Annotated in this window: 11 protein-coding genes and 1 tRNA gene; all 12 read right to left on the bottom strand. The window is 32.7% G+C overall.

Going from position 1 to position 16,706, the window contains the following annotated elements; genetic code table 11:
• Window positions 1-568 precede the first annotated feature (568 nt).
• Complete coding sequence (locus QLS31_RS02755; protein ID WP_282742415.1) at window positions 569-2,110, bottom strand: glycoside hydrolase family 32 protein; 1,542 nt, start codon at window positions 2,108-2,110, stop codon at window positions 569-571.
• Window positions 2,111-2,520: 410 nt separating this feature from the next.
• Entirely contained in the window at window positions 2,521-5,244 is a 2,724-nt protein-coding gene (locus QLS31_RS02750) for a substrate-binding domain-containing protein (protein WP_282742413.1), read from the bottom strand.
• A 357-nt stretch (window positions 5,245-5,601) separates the two neighbouring features.
• A complete protein-coding gene (locus QLS31_RS02745) occupies window positions 5,602-6,402 on the bottom strand; it encodes a zinc-dependent peptidase (protein WP_282742411.1) in 801 nt (266 codons plus the stop codon).
• Window positions 6,403-6,487: 85 nt separating this feature from the next.
• A tRNA-Arg gene (locus tag QLS31_RS02740) sits at window positions 6,488-6,561 on the bottom strand.
• Between the two features lie 71 nt (window positions 6,562-6,632).
• Window positions 6,633-7,082 (bottom strand): GatB/YqeY domain-containing protein, encoded by a 450-nt coding sequence (locus QLS31_RS02735; protein ID WP_282742409.1) that lies wholly within the window; start codon window positions 7,080-7,082, stop codon window positions 6,633-6,635.
• Between the two features lie 335 nt (window positions 7,083-7,417).
• The gene (gene ftsZ, locus QLS31_RS02730) at window positions 7,418-9,352 is read right to left on the bottom strand and encodes a cell division protein FtsZ (RefSeq protein ID WP_282742407.1); all 1,935 of its coding nucleotides are present in this window, start codon (window positions 9,350-9,352) and stop codon (window positions 7,418-7,420) included.
• Window positions 9,353-9,406: 54 nt separating this feature from the next.
• Window positions 9,407-10,792: a cell division protein FtsA gene (gene ftsA / locus QLS31_RS02725; protein ID WP_282742405.1), complete on the bottom strand. Its 1,386-nt coding sequence runs from the start codon at window positions 10,790-10,792 to the stop codon at window positions 9,407-9,409.
• A gap of 7 nt (window positions 10,793-10,799) precedes the next feature.
• Window positions 10,800-11,522 carry a cell division protein FtsQ gene (locus QLS31_RS02720; protein ID WP_282742403.1) on the bottom strand — a complete coding sequence of 241 codons (723 nt, stop codon included), beginning with the start codon at window positions 11,520-11,522 and terminating at the stop codon, window positions 10,800-10,802.
• Window positions 11,509-12,858 carry a UDP-N-acetylmuramate--L-alanine ligase gene (murC, locus tag QLS31_RS02715; protein ID WP_282742401.1) on the bottom strand — a complete coding sequence of 450 codons (1,350 nt, stop codon included), beginning with the start codon at window positions 12,856-12,858 and terminating at the stop codon, window positions 11,509-11,511. Before murC ends, QLS31_RS02720 begins: the two co-directional genes overlap by 14 nt.
• A gap of 37 nt (window positions 12,859-12,895) precedes the next feature.
• Entirely contained in the window at window positions 12,896-13,984 is a 1,089-nt protein-coding gene (murG, locus tag QLS31_RS02710) for an undecaprenyldiphospho-muramoylpentapeptide beta-N-acetylglucosaminyltransferase (RefSeq protein WP_282742399.1), read from the bottom strand.
• A 30-nt stretch (window positions 13,985-14,014) separates the two neighbouring features.
• Window positions 14,015-15,301, bottom strand: a complete 1,287-nt coding sequence (locus QLS31_RS02705) for an FtsW/RodA/SpoVE family cell cycle protein (RefSeq protein ID WP_099714444.1) — start codon at window positions 15,299-15,301, stop codon at window positions 14,015-14,017.
• 72 nt (window positions 15,302-15,373) lie between these two features.
• On the bottom strand, window positions 15,374-16,705 hold the full coding sequence (gene murD, locus QLS31_RS02700; RefSeq protein ID WP_282742397.1) for a UDP-N-acetylmuramoyl-L-alanine--D-glutamate ligase: 1,332 nt from the start codon (window positions 16,703-16,705) through the stop codon (window positions 15,374-15,376).
• Window position 16,706: the final 1 nt, after the last annotated feature.

The raw sequence follows: 16,706 nt of genomic DNA, 5'->3' as shown, positions 1-16,706 counted from the left end.
GTTGTAGTTCGATTATGTTACACGTGTTACAGTCATGTTACACGTATTTTTAAAAAAAATAGATATTCAAGAATAAAAAAAAGTCACTTGATAAATTTTATTCGATTAATAAAATTTTAAATTTATTTTTACAGGAAGTTTAAAAATAATCGATAAAAAAATGAATTTATTAAGCAATTCTACATTATGAAGTATTCTTAAGCTTTTAAGAAAAATTACACAGATGAAATGCAATGTGAGTTCAAGATTCAGGTATGTTTTTATATCTGAGTATTGGAATTGCAACAAGAATAAGAAAACCTATATTAAAACAATTCCCAATGTATCTTATGCTCTGTTTTATTAAGCAAAAGGCACTCGAACCCAGATTCCCAATAGTTACATCCAGTGTGGAAAGCAGCAGAATTATTACATTAAAATAAAGCTATAAAAAAACCATCAAAATTAGATTTTGATGATTTTGATTTTGACATTACGCAGGTAAGAAAGTAAAAAATGAACAAAATTAATTTTAATTACTAAACCTGAACCTTTATAAAAACTAAAGTCATCCTTTTCTATACTCCTTTTATTTAAAAATTTTTAAGTCTGAAAAAGTGACTTCACCATTATCAGCAAAAATAGCCCACGGATTTTGATTCATTTTATAGATACGGTTTGTAAAAGCGATTTCATCATTAATATATATCACACATACCGAATTTTCAGAAATGATTGTAATATCAAACTCTTTATTAGCCGGGACATTTAGCGGAAGCTGTGTTAGATTTAAGGAGGACGCATTTTTTATAACCTTATCTAATCTTAATTGATTTTTGGCTAAATCGAATACAATGGAAAATACTTCATTTCGTGTTCCACAGGCTCCAAATTCAAAACCAAATTGAGTGGATGATGTCGCTTTTATATGTGTTTTAATTTTAAATGCTCCAGTTTCTCTGTCAAACACTGAAGATGCTTTTTCAGTGCCATTAACTTTCAACGTATAGGCCCCACCTTGTTTAACAGAACCAAAATCTATTACTGGATTCAGTAGTTTATTAATAATAAACTTGTTATTTACACCCTCAGGGATAGATACACCAAAAGTTCCATCAGCATGCTGAATAAGACGGTGCACTACGAGTGATCCTGCCCAATCAAATTTATTAGAATCAATATCTTTATTTTTCGTAGGACACCATCCTGTTATATATCGATTGGTACCGTCTGTAACTGTTTTTCCAGCATAAAAGGCAATACCATCTAACTTATTATTTATAGGAGTAATCCAAGTATTTGATGTTAATGGACGGTATTTATAGTGTACCATTCGATCATCAATACTTGAGTAAATCAAATACTGATAATCACCCATCGTGAACACATCAGGGCATTCAGTTAAAAAGGTAGTTGTATCCTCATAAAACGGCTTTTCCAAAGTCCAATCTCTCAAGTTGGAAGAACTGTATTGAGCGATTACTGCTCGCCATGGCACATTACTATTAGAAACTAAACCAACCTCAGAACGTGTTGCAATCAACATTTTATAAGTTCCCGAAATTTTATCTTTTATAACAATTGGATCTCTAAATTCATTACGATCGTATCCCCAAGAAGCCTGCAATAAAAACGAAGGATCTTTGGTCCAATTTTTTAAATCCGTAGACGTTGCAAGCATAATTTTTTCTTTAGGATCAAGAACTCCGTTATGACCTGTATAGAAAGCGTAATAAATTCCATTCAATTTAAAAACGGATCCTGTACCCAATGCTCCATCCTGCTGATTCGCAGTTCCTGTAGGAATCATTTCGCTATTGTCTGCAAATGACGCAAAATCAGTTGTAGTTACTTTATACCAAGGATGAAACGTAGGCAAGGTGTTTCTGGCATCATACAAATAGAAAATATGGAATTTTCCGTTTTCATAAAATGGCATAGGATCTCCTACCCAACCGGTAGTTGGTTTATAAAAAGTGGTATACTGATTTGCCGATTCAACAGTTGTCTGACAAGCTGGCGCAGTTGCTTCGGCACCCGGGTTTTCAGCTCCTGGTTTATCATCGCTACTGCAATTATAAAATAATGCAACACAAAGTGGAAGAAATAAAACCTTAAGATTTATTTTCATATTTAGTTAGTTTTACGAGAACTATCAAATATCCTAAAGACATTCAACACCCTCAGATTAAAAAATTTTATAAAAATGATTGATTAAGAAATGAAAAACCTCCGTATTATTTGATAAAATAATAATTAATCGTTCTCTGACTTTTTTACAGAGGTAATATATAATCAATTAAAAAAATTAAATTGAATTACTAATATATTAGTAAAAACTTAGCTTTTATTTCGAGGATGTTTCTTTTTCATTCAATACTTCTAAAAGTTATTTAAAAAAACACTAACTATCTATAAATAAAGTAATTACATGTAAAAAACAAGAGCAACTACTTCATTGTAGTTGCTCTTATGTTACATAAAGTACAATTATGTTACGCTATTTTTATTAGAAAGAAAATGGTTCCATAAAAAAATAATCTACTTTTTACTTTTATATTCTTTAGGTGTAACTCCAAATTTATTTTTAAAGGAAGTTGAAAAATAATTTGGTGAAGAGAAACCCACTGCATAGGCAATTTCTGAAATGTTTAATTCCGACTTTTTCAACAGCTCCTTTGATTTATCTAATCGTATATTATTTATATGGTCACTAACACTAATTCCTAATATAGCTTTCACTTTTCGATACAATTGTACTCGAGAAATAGTTAAACTTCGTGCAAGATCTTCAACAGTGTAAGCAGAATTATCCAAGTTTTTTTCAATAAGATCATTCAACTTTCTTAGAAAATCTTGTTCAGAAACACCAAAATCACCATCCTCAATTTTTAAAATATTATTGGTATAATAAAATCGAAGTTTCTCTCTATTAAAAAGCAACCCTTTTATAGATTGAGACAACACTTTTAAATTAAAAGGTTTTGTCAAAAATAAATCAGCACCACTCTCTAATGCTTTTAAATAAGAATCCGGATCATCTGAGGCGGTCAATATCAAAACTGGAATATGTGAAGTTCTAAGATCTTTCTTTAAAATTTGACATATTTCAAAACCGTTTTTTCCAGGTAAGTTCAAATCACAAATAATAACATCTGGTATTATTTCCAAAGATTGTTCAATAGCATCAAATCCATTAGAGGTATAAACATTATACTCTAAAGACAATTTATTTGAAATAAAATCAGACAAATCCTTATTATCTTCGATATACAAAACAGAATATTTATCCTCATTAATTTTGGACTCTGAACTTTGAATCACTTCTTCATCTAAATAATCTGTTTGATTAATTATTTCTAAAACCGGATTCTTTAGAATATTCTTTTCGTCAAGATGTGCTTTTCCTAACTGCAATGTTATTATAAATTCGGTCCCATTTTTAGAAATAATTTCTACTGTTCCCTTATGCAAATCAATAAAACTTTTTGACAAATGCAACCCAACCCCTGAGCTATTCCTATAATTATTCGACCCTTGGTAAAAGGCATTAAAAACTTGATTTAATTCGTTTTCCGGGATTCCTATTCCCGAATCTTTAAAAAATATTTTAACTACATTGTTAGTCTTATCTTCTCGTATTTTTATTGCTATTTTACCATTTTCAGGAGTGAATTTAAATGCATTTGATAATAAATTAAAATAGACTTTATCCATCAAATTACGGTCAATATATACCTCAAGTTCAGGATTATTTGACACCAAGGAGAAATCGATATTAAGCTTTTTTGCTTCTCTTTCAAAATCTACAATAATACTTTTTGAAAAATCTAATAAATTAGTACTTGAAGCTCTTAATATAAATTTTTTGTCTTCTACTTTTCTGTAATCCAATAATTGATTGATTAGCCGGAGTAACCTTCTGGAATTATTATACATCAAATTAATTTCTTTATTTACTGAACTCCCTTTGGTTTTGAGTTCACTGCCCAACGATTCGACAGAACTTAAAATTAAAGTCAAAGGCGTTTTAAATTCATGAGATAATCCCATAAAAAAATTCAAACGAGCTTCGTTACTTTGCTTTAATTCTTCTGACTGCTTTTTAATTTCATTTCTTTGACTTTTAATTTTTTTATTGGTAATCTCTAATTCCCCTTTCTTACGACTGATTGTAATACGAGAATAAATACTATATACAGCCAAACATAATGTGAGAATAAATAATAAAAATAACAGTTTCAACAAATTACTTTGAGTTGCATATTTCTTTCCCTGATTTACTATAACATCTTGCTGTTCTTCAATATTTGACTGCTGAATAGCAATTCTATCAAATTGGTTGCTCATAATATCCGCATTTAAAGAGTCAATCAAAATGGTATTGAGCATGTTATTTTTAGGCACAATCTCTTTATTAACTATTTTTAATGCTAGCTTTATCGCTTCACTACCGCCTGTGGGATATAAAACCGTTGCCTCTAAAACTCTGTCTTTAACAAGCTGAATACCTCCGAACGGTCCATTAAGCCCATCGACCCCAATAAATTTAATTTTTTTATCTAAACCTTTATCCTTGGCGATTTCCCATCCGTTATACGCAATTAAATCATTAAAGGAATATACATAATCAATATTAGGTATGCTATCTAATATCTTTACAAAATTTGTTTTTGGATGTCCAAAGTCATCCGAGTCTACATCAAAAACTTTAATACCAGGATATTGTTTAACAATTTGTTTAAACCCCAAGCTTCTTTCTAAACCAGGCGATGAAGTTAAATCTCCATAAATTTGAATCACATTTGCATGACCATTAGACAATGAGACAATATGTTTCCCTGCAATTCGTCCCACTTCAATATTATCAGCACCTAAATATGCAGTATAATTAGATGTGTTTACTTTTCTATCAACTATAATGACTGGAATACCTTTGATATTTGCTTTTTCAATTACTGGTACAATCGAATCTGATTCAAAAGGTGAAATAATAATTACATCTACACCTTGCTCAATCATATTATCAATATCTTTAATCTGTTTTTTTGCTTTGCGATTTGCATTGTAAATAGTCAAATTAATTTCAGGATGAAGAGACGCTTCAACTTCCATAGCATGATCCATCGATTTTCTCCAAATGTCATTATTTATACTTTGTGAAAATCCAATAGAAATTTTCTTTCTATCCCCATCTGATGAATTACAGGAATTCAGAAAACATACAAAACTTGCCAGTAGTATAAAACAGCCTCTTCTTGACATACGATTTATGGTTATAAAAATTTTAGAGTAATTTCAGTTATTCTTGTAATTGATTTTCTAAAATCATGTCTATATAATATCCTTGATTACAGACTTCTTACCCTTACAAAAAATAATTTTTGATTATGACAATTCAAATAGTATAGTAATTGTTCTTTTTTCTAGAACTAATATCATTTCTTTTTGAGTATAAAATGATTTTTACAAATATATAAAAATAGGGTATTACTATTTCATTTTATAAACAAATTTCTTTTAGGAACTTACCACCTATTTTCATCAAAAAGAACTTATTATAAAATATAAAACCGAATTAAGCTGATAAAAATGATACTTGTATTATTCCTTATATTTTAACTATTCTTCTTTAAAATTAATCATTCTTGAAATATGAGCATATAATTCCGGATGTTCCTTTTTGAAAACATGGGGAGTCTCATAAAAATGTTCTAAGATAACCGATAAAAATTCGAATTGATTTTCATAAGCATACAATCTAAAATAATCTGTTCGAGTCAACTCGTTATTTAAAACTGGATCGCTGTAATATTTTACGACTTCATTGAATTCATCAAAAAAGATAATCGCACTTGGATCATTACTTCTTAGGCAATGAAAATGCAACACATGAGAGAACTCATGTAAACCCAAATTAATATTATCATTTGAGGTTAAATGTCCCAATAAAAAATCTTCCCACGAAAAAACGACCGCTTTCATTCTAGGATTAAATTCTCCTTTATGATACGTTTCGTTCACGGTAGAAAAATAACTGGAAGGATAGATTATAATTTTATTGAATAAACTAACAAGATAATTCCTCATTCCAAAAGTTAACATCACATACGTTCCCGCAATCAGCATTTGCATTTGTTCCGTAATAGCAATTTCCTTTCCTATAAATTCATATTTAGCAACAAACTCTTTTATTCGGTGCTCAAAATACGTTTTCCTTTTAGAAGAAAGCCTATTATAGAATGGAAAATCATTTACTAAAATCTGTCGTTGGCTTGGTTTTAATTTTTTGGAGAAAGGATACCAATGAATGTAAAGTGGCTTATTAAACAGTAAAATATAAGCTGGTTCCACTACTCTAAAAATTAAAAGCAGGAGAAATAATGTTCCAAAAAGTACCGAAATGAAAATTTGTAATGACATATTTTATAACCGCTTTAAAATAAAAAATGCTTCAAAATAATTTCAAGGAAACTTGATTTTTTTGAAGCATTTCTATTTGTATTTGTGGCCGCGACAGGGTTCGAACCTGCAACCCTCAGAGTCGAAATCTGATATTCTATCCAGTTGAACTACGCAGCCATTTGATTTTAGATTGGTGATTAACGATTTTAGATTTATGATATAAAATCGTTAATTAACAAACATAAAATTTATGTCAATAGTTTTTTAACTATTGTAGAAATTGTTTTTCCTTCGGCTGTACCACCTAATTGAGCTGCTGCTAATCCCATCACTTTTCCCATTGAAGCAATTCCTGCTGCACCAGTTTCTGCAATAATTTTTGCAATCACTGCTTCTACTTCAGCTTCACTTAATTGTGCCGGTAAGAATTTTTCTATTACTGCAATTTGAGCCAATTCTGGTTCAGCTAAATCCAAACGGTTTTGCTCTGTAAAAATTCTAGCACTTTCCTTTCGGGTTTTTACCAATCGCTGAAGTAATTTAACTTCGTCATCTTCTGTTATTTCTTCCTTAGATCCTGATGCTGTTTGCGCTAATAGGATTTCAGATTTAATGGCTCTTAAAGCTTCTAATGCAACTGTATCTTTGGCTCTCATGGCGGTTTTCATTTCGTCCATGATTTGTACTGATAAACTCATATCCTTTATTGTTAATTTAGTTAATCGATTATTTGTTTAATCGATTGTAAAATGCTAATTATGGGAACAATTCTTTTTTGCCCCAGATGGAGTAGAAAGCCTTTTAGGAGAAAATGTATTTTTTCATGTACTTAAAAAGCGACTTTAGAAGCTCTTTTAAGTGCGTAGAAAAAAACATTTTTGACAAAAAGCTTGAAACGACAGCTGGATTAAGGCCCGACAAAATTAAAGAAATTTACTGTAATTAGCAATAGATTGCTTTGTTGCTCGAAACGAAAAAAAATAACCCGAAAATTAAATGAATTTTCGGGCTACCTCATTTTGGTTTGAGTCAGTTAATCTACGTTGTCATGTAAATACGAGTTGTTAGAACGCAACTGTAGATCGTTGTTGCTGTCTGTTCCCACAGAAATTCTCGAATTTGTATTATTGGCTTGATTGTTTGAAATATCTATCCCCAATCTTTTATAAGCCGGTTCTTTTTCGTATTCATCAATTTTAGAAACATTATTATGAAACTTATAATTGAATTCTTTTAATTTTTTTCTTCTTTCATCAGCTCTCATTCGCAATGATTCCTCGATGGTCATTTCCATTGGAGAAACAGCATCAAAGTCAACAGGTGTATTTACTGATGTATCTACTTGTTTCATGGTGATGTTTAATTCAGCAGGAACAACAACTTCCGGAGTTTTAGCAACTGGTTTCGCCATGAAATCGTGCTCTGGCTCCATATACTCTTCAAGAGAATATTTGATAATTCCATTATCAGTCAATTCTGTTACGGGAACAAATTGAACCGCTTCGTTTACTTTGATATCACGAGTTTCATTCGTCAATTCAAACATTACTTTGCTTTCTTCAACTTGCGCTACCGGTTCTGCTTTGAAAAGTGGTAAATCAAATGAGAAAGTAGTTTGTTCTTGTCTTTCGATAACTTTTGGCTGCACTGCTTTTACTTCTGCTACTGGAGATGAAATTGTAAAATCAATGTCAGTAATAGGAGAAACAATTTCGAAAGTCACGTCTAAATTTTTAATAAATTCAGACATTACTATTAATTCTTCTTTATTAATAGTAGGAGACGTTACCACTGGCTCAGGAGCAACAACAGTATCTTCTAATAAATCAAAAACTATCCTTTCGTTTGAGTTAGAAACTGGAGATTCTGTATTTAAATCAAAAGCTGTAACGGTTTTATTACTTAGATTATGAACACTTCTTTGTTCATCTTCTAGTGTGTGTATAATTTTTTTTGGCTCTGTATTTACGATTTCGTTTTGTTGTTCAATGTCAAAACCTGTAGCGATAATGGTAACTGCAATAGCATCTCCTAGCGATTCGTCTTCACCAACCCCCATGATAATATTTGCATTATGACCAGCTTCAACTTGAATATGATCATTGATTTCTCCAATTTCGTCAATTGTAATTTCATTAGTTCCAGAAACGATAAGCAACAATACGTTTTTGGCACCAGTAATTTTATTATCATTTAACAACGGAGAATCTAATGCAGCAACAATTGCTTCCTTAGCTCTATTTTCACCAGAAGAAACAGATGATCCCATAATAGCCGTTCCGCTGTTATACAATACTGTTTTAGCATCTCTTAAATCGATATTTTGAGTATAGTGATGCGTAATTACTTCGGCTATACCTCTTGAGGCTGTTGCCAAAACTTCATCCGCTTTTGAAAATCCAGCTTTGAAACCAAGATTCCCATATACTTCTCTTAATTTATTATTATTGATTACAATTAACGAGTCGACTTGCTTACGTAATTTTTCAATACCAATTAAGGCTTGTTCCTGACGTACTTTCCCTTCAAATAAGAAAGGCAATGTCACAATTCCTACAGTAAGAATGTCTCTTTCTTTAGCCAATTGTGCAATTACAGGTGCAGCTCCAGTTCCAGTTCCACCACCCATTCCGGCAGTGATGAATACCATTTTAGTATTTCTATCCAACATTTTTTCAATCTCGGAAATACTTTCAATAGCGGATTGCTGTCCTACATCTGGGTTAGCTCCAGCACCTAGTCCTTCAGTCAAATGCACTCCTAACTGAATTTTATTAGGCACAGAACTGCTCTGTAAGGCTTGAGAATCCGTATTACATACGATAAAGTCTACGCCTTTAATTCCTTGTTTAAACATGTGATTTATAGCGTTACTTCCGCCTCCACCTACACCAATAACTTTTATTACATTTGATTGGTTCTTTGGTAAATCAAATGAAATACTTCCAAATTCTGAGTTGCTCATCATTTTATTTGGTTTTTGATATTTATTATTAATTATTGTGTTTTTCTGGGCACTGCCCTATTCTGCATTATCTAAGAAATCCTTAATCTTATCCACATAACGGTCAAAGAAATTTCTTTGTATCCTGTTTACGGTAGAATTATCTTTCTCATTTGAGTTTTGATCCTCTTCTTCTTCCTCTTTCTCAAGAACTTCATTCACTACCGGATTTTGAACAACTGGCTGTCTGTAAACCGTAGCTTTAGGTTGTTCTATAACATCCAGTCTTACAGCGCTTTGTGTTTTATTCTCAATGCTTTTCATTACTAATCCAACTGCAGTAGCATATAAAGGGCTTGAAATCTCCTCATCTGAATTTCCAGCCAAATGTTCGTTTGGATATCCTATTCTAGTATCCATTCCAGTAATGTATTCCACTAACTGTTTGATGTGTTTCAATTGCGCACCACCACCAGTAAGCACAATTCCTGCAATTAATTTTTTGCGAGGATCTTCGTGTCCGTAAGCTTTCACTTCAGTGAATACCTGATCTACAATTTCCACAACACGAGCATGGATTATTTTAGATAGATTTTTCAACGAAATCTCTTTTGGTTCTCTGCCTCTTAATCCCGGAATAGAAACAATCTCGTTGTCTTTATTTTCTCCTGGCCAAGCTGATCCAAATTTCACTTTCAATAATTCAGCCTGCTTTTCAATGATCGAACATCCTTCTTTAATATCATCAGTAATCACATTTCCTCCAAAAGGAATTACCGCTGTGTGACGAATAATACCATCTTTGAAAATAGCCAAGTCTGTTGTTCCACCACCAATATCAATCAATGCAACTCCAGCTTCTTTTTCTTCCTGACTCAAAACGGCATCAGCTGAAGCCAATGGTTCTAATGTCAATCCTGACAATTCAATTCCAGAACTTTGAATACATCTGCCTACATTACGAATCGATGAAGCTTGTCCTACTACAACATGAAAACTAGACTCTAATCTTCCACCATACATCCCGATAGGCTCTTTGATTTCGGATTGTCCGTCAATTTTAAATTCCTGTGGCAAAACATGTATAATTTCTTCGCCAGGTAACATTGCCAATTTATTTACTTGGTCAATCAAAAGCTGAATGTCATTCCCGCCAATTACTTCTTCGGGATTGCTTCTGCTGATGTAATCAGTATGCTGAATACTGCGGATGTGTTGTCCCGCTATTCCTACCACTACATCTTTTATTTTATAGCCTGAATTATTTTCGGCTTCTTGAATCGCTTGCTGTATTGATTGTATGGTTTGAGTGATGTTATTTACCACACCTCTGGCCACACCTAAACTTTTAGATTTTCCTACACCTAAAATCTCTAATTTCCCATACTCATTCTTCTTGCCTATCATGGCAACTATTTTAGTTGTCCCAATATCTAGACCTACTGCAATATTCTCTTTTTCCATTATCTATTTATTTAGTGCAAACTACTTGTTCCGTAAATCGGAGGTCAATTTTTTTATATTTATACAACGAACTATCTAAAACCGCTTTTTGAAAAAAAGCTTTATAATTCTTGAATTTACGCTCGACATTTATCATTCTACCAAAATCAATTTGATAATCAAAATTTCTATTGAGCATTTTTAAGCTTCCATTAGGCATAATTTGAATTCCGATGATGTTTTTTTTCAAAAACGCATCGTCATAGATTAAGCGAAATAAATCGGATAAATCTTCGTTATTTTTTTTATTTATTCCCCCTGAAACAAGTGGAACTCTAGCTGTAAAATTAGTTGACAATGGCATTCTATTACCTTCGTAATCAATATAAAAAGAACCGCTATTATCAAAAACTCTAGCAATAGGAGTTTTTTGTTTCACCACTGCTTTTAACACCCCATCAATACTCACAAATACATCTGATCTTTGAATCATTTCTTGTGCATTGAGAGTTGTTTCCAGTTTATTCAAATCTAAATTAACTTTTTGAATGCTTGATGCATCTTTTTTATTTTCTATTAACAATTTATTAACCGTTTCTTGCTTTACAAAAGGAGCGTTATCTCCTACAAAAATAACGACAGATTTCGTCAATTTTCTATTTTCATTACGATTTGACGTAAACGAAAACAGAAAAATTACCAACACAAACATCAGTAATAATCGAATATTTGTCCAACTAAAGAGTCTCATTTATCGCTTTTTTAATTGATGGTACTAATTCTCCAATATCTCCAGCTCCAATAGTTACAATTATGGTAGCATCACTTGCTAAAATTGTTGCAATCAAATCGTCTTTAACTACTATTTTTTTATGACTATTAGTCATTTTATCCATCAGCCATTGTGAGTTTATTCCTTCCATTGGCAATTCACGGGCCGGATAAATATCCAATAAAATTATGTCATCAAAAGCAGATAAACTTTTGGCAAAATCATCAGCAAAATCTCTCGTTCTACTAAACAAATGGGGTTGAAAAACTGCCAAAACTTTTTGGTTTGGATACAATTCTCGAACCGCCTGATGCACTGCATTTATCTCCGTTGGATGATGTGCATAATCATCAATATAAACCTTCGCTTCTGTTTTAATCTGATACGAAAATCTTCTTTTTATTCCCTTAAATGACATAATGGCTTTTGCAATGGCATCGGTTGGGGTGCCGAATAATTTTGCCATTGCGATAGCCATTAATGCATTCATTAAATTATGTCTTCCTGGTAAACCAAAATGTAAATCTTTAATTACTTCTGTAGGCGTTTGTACATCAAAAACATAGCTGCCATTTCCTATTCTAACATTAAAAGCTTTAAAAACAGCATCTTCGTTTACAGCACAGATTACACCTTCTATTGGTAATTCTTTAGTTATAAAAAGGTTACTTTTATCTTCTATTTTGGAAGCAAATTCAAGGAAAGATTCTTCAATTGCTTCACTGGTACCGTAAATATCCAAATGATCCGCATCCATAGAAGTTATACAGGCAATATTGGGATGTAAATGCAGGAATGAACGATCAAATTCATCGGCTTCAACAACAGTTACTGTTTTTCCGCTTCCTATCAAATTCGAATTATAATTCTCAACAATTCCACCTATAAAAGCAGTAACATCAGCACCACTTTCATTTAAAATATGCCCTAAAATTCCTGATGTTGTTGTTTTTCCGTGTGTTCCGGCAACTGCAAAACAAAAAGTGTCTTTTGTAATTATTCCTAAAACCTCCGCTCTTTTCTTAACTTGAAAATCTCTCTCCAAGAAATAATTCCACTCTGAATGCGTCTTAGGAACAGCCGGCGTAATAATCACCAAAGTATTTTCTATGTAAAAATCTTTTGGAATCGCATCAATGCTGTCTTCAAAATGAATTGAAATTCCACTTTCTATTAATTCATTAGTAAGAGCCGATGGTGTTTTATCATAACCTGAGACATTCTTGCCCAGATTCTTGAAATAACGAGCCAAATTACTCATCCCAATGCCTCCGATTCCGATAAAATAGACGTTATGTATTTGATTTAAGTTCATTTTATTTTGAGTCTTTGGTGTATTATCTTTTTTATTTCTATCTAATTAGCTTTACAATTTCGTCAACAATTTGTTTTGTTGCTTCTGGCATAGCCAATAATTTTATATTTTCACTCAGCTGATTTTGCTTTCCCTGATCTTTCAGCAAGACTTCAAAAACAAGACTGAACTGTGATTCAAGTTCTGATTCTTTCAGCATCAAAGCTCCTTTTTTATCGACTATGGCTTGTGCATTTTTAGTTTGATGGTCTTCGGCAACATTTGGGGACGGAATAAAAATTACCGGTTTTCCAACAATACATAACTCCGAAACGGATGATGCACCTGCACGAGAAATAACAACATCTGCCGCTGCATAAACTAAATCCATTCTTTCAATAAAAGCGACTACCTGAACATTAGCTGAATTGTATTTTTTATAATCTTCCAAATACAACTTTCCGCATTGCCAGATGACCTGAACATTTTGAGAAAGCATATTGGCTAACTCTTTTTCGATTAATTGGTTTACTCTTCTGGCGCCAAGGCTTCCTCCAAGAACCAACAATGTTTTTTTATTTGAATCTAAATTAAAATATTGAATCGCTTCTTCTCTTTTACTTTCGATATCAATTAAATCCTGACGCACTGGATTTCCAGTCAAAATCATTTTCTCTTTTGGGAAAAAGCGTTCCAGATTTTCATAAGCAACACAAATTTTGTTTGCCTTATTACTCAACAGTTTATTGGTAATTCCCGGAAAGGAATTTTGTTCTTGAATCACTGTTGGAATTCCCGCAATTGCGGCTGCTTGCAATAACGGACCACTTGCAAAACCACCTGTTCCTATAACCACATCTGGCTTGAACTGTTTGATTATTGTTCGGGATTTTAATAAACTTGAAAGCAACTTAATTGGAAAAAGAGCATTGTCAAATGTCAATCTACGTTGTAAACCTGATATCCAAAGTCCTTTTATATTGTAACCTGCCTGAGGTACTTTTTGCATTTCCATTTTGTCTTTGGCACCTACAAAAAGAAATTCGGCCTCAGGAAAACGAGCTTTTAATTCATTTGCAATAGCAATTGCAGGATAGATATGTCCACCCGTTCCGCCACCACTTAATATGAATTTATACTGTTTCATTTTTATTAATTTCTAATTTTCTAAAACCACTTATTTATTTAAAACTGCGTGCATCGGATTGTTAGCTTTGTCTTCAATCGAATAATTCTCCGCTACTACCTCTTCCTCTTCTAATTCCCGGTCAATTAATTTTTGAAGAGCTTCTTCTCTTTTAGCAGCATCTTTCAATTCCTGCGCAATTTCTTCTTCTTTTTTCGTAACACTAATGATGATTCCAAGTGCAAAACAAGTCATCCAGATTGAACTTCCCCCACTACTTATTAAGGGCAATGTTTGTCCTGTAACTGGCAATAATTCAACCGCTACAGCCATATTTACCATCGCCTGAAATATCATGGGAAAACCCAATCCCACAACTACTAATTTTCCAAACAGTGAATTGGCTTTATGCGATGCTATTACAAATCGAAACAACAATAATAAATACAACATCAATACTCCTAAGCCGCCTAAAAGCCCATATTCTTCGACGATTATGGCAAAAATAAAATCGGAGGAAGATTGAGGCAAAAAGTTCTTTTGAACACTTTTTCCAGGACCTAATCCATATATTTTTCCCGAAGCTATAGCAATTTTAGCTTTCTCTATTTGATAATCATCTTCATCAGGTTTATCACTGGTAAAATTATCAATACGACTAATCCAAGTATCGACACGATTAGGAAAAGCATCCGGAAAAGCTTTAGCCACAAGAATAAAAAATGCAAGAAATACTATTCCTGACCCTACAACTATGCCAATATAACGCAACGGATATTTTCCAATGAAAACCAACATCAACACCATGGAGAAAATTAATGCCGTAGTAGAAAAATTGGCCGGAAGAATGAATGCCAACGTAATGAATACCGGCAACCAAAGCTCCCAAATTGAGGATTTAAAAGAAATAGGAACTTCTCGGGTTTTAGACAAATAACGCGCTACAAAAATAAACAACACCATTGCTGCCAATGTTGAAGTTTGAAACGTAACCCCTATGAACGGAACCTGAATCCATCGACTGGCATTGGCACCAGCAATTACTGTTCCCTTTATTAATGTGTAGGCCAATAATACCCAAACAATATACAACGCTCCTTTGGAAACAGCCTTGAAATAGTGGTAAGGTACTTTATGCACCATGAAAATAATGGTAAAACCAATACAGATATGCACAATATGTTTAACCAAATAACCCAATGTATTTCCGTTTCCTTGTCCGATATAAGCCAAATTACTACTAGCACTAAAAACAGGCATAAATGAAAACAAAGCCAATAAGGCCACGAATGACCAAATACCTTTATCTCCTTTTAAATTGTTGACTAGTTGTTTCATTTCTTATTAGTTTAAAGTTTTGTGTTTAATGTTTAAAGTTTCTCAACCCTAAACTTTAAACCTTAAACATTCCTATAAATTCTTAACTGCTTGTTTGAATTGTTTTCCTCTGTCTTCGTAGTTTTCGAATAAATCGAAACTGGCACAAGCAGGGGACAATAAAACCGTATCGCCTTTTTCTGATAATCTTTGAGCCATTTTCACAGCATCATTCATAGTAGAGACTTCAATCATTATATCGACTACGTTACCAAAAACATCAATGATTTTTTTATTATCCACACCAAGACAGATAATCGCTTTTACTTTTTCACGAACTAATGACATCAATTCATTGTAATCATTTCCTTTATCAACACCTCCCACAATCCAAACTGTAGGTGTATTCATGCTGTCTAATGCAAAAAAAGTGGCGTTTACATTGGTTGCTTTTGAATCATTGATATATTGTACATTCTGGATTTTCAATACTTTTTCAAGACGGTGTTCCACTCCCTGAAAATTAGATAAACTTTCACGTATTGTAGATTTTCTAATCTGCATCAATTTTGCCACAGAGGTTGCTGCCATTGCGTTTTTCATGTTATGTTTTCCTTCTAAGGCAATATGTTCTGTGTCCATTGTAAACTCTTCGTGATTGATTGAAATTTCCATTTTGTTGTTTTTTATATAAGCTCCTTCGCTGAAAGTTTTAGTCAATGAAAAAGGAATTAATTTGGCTTTTGTTGTATGTTTCTTAAACCACTCTGTAATGGCTTCATCATCGGCATCATAAATGAGGTAATCATCCTCGGTTTGATTCATCGTAATTCTAAACTTTGCATCAATGTAATTCTCATATTTGTAATCGTATCGATCTAAATGATCTGGACTAATGTTTGTAATAATGGCAATATGTGGCTTAAAATTCAAGATTCCGTCCAATTGAAAACTGCTCAACTCCAATACGTAAGAATCATATTTATTATCCGCTACTTGCCAGGCAAAACTCTTTCCAATATTCCCTCCCAATCCTACATTTAACCCTGCAGATTTGAGCAAATGATACGTAAGCATTGTGGTAGTTGTCTTTCCATTACTACCAGTAATCCCTATTATGGTTGCATCTGTAAAAGGTGCAGCGAACTCAATTTCAGACAATACTGGAATTCCTTTTTCAATAAGCTTCTTTACTATTGGAGATTTATCCGGAATTCCTGGACTTTTCATGACCACATCAGCATTCAAAATCAAATCTTCGGTATGCTTTTCCTCTTCCCAAGCTATTCCATTAATGATCAGAACCTCTTTGTAATTTCCTTTTATCTTTCCGAAATCAGATACAAAAACTTCATATCCTTTTTTCTTGCCCAGAATAGCAGTACCTACACCACTTTCTCCTCCACCTAAGATTACTAACCTCATG

It is taken from the genome of Flavobacterium sp. XS2P24 (genome assembly GCF_030010285.1).
GTDB classification, from domain to species: Bacteria; Bacteroidota; Bacteroidia; order Flavobacteriales; family Flavobacteriaceae; genus Flavobacterium; species Flavobacterium algoritolerans.
The sequence above is the reverse complement of the archived record's forward strand: the minus strand, read 5'-3'. Positions and strand labels throughout refer to the sequence as shown.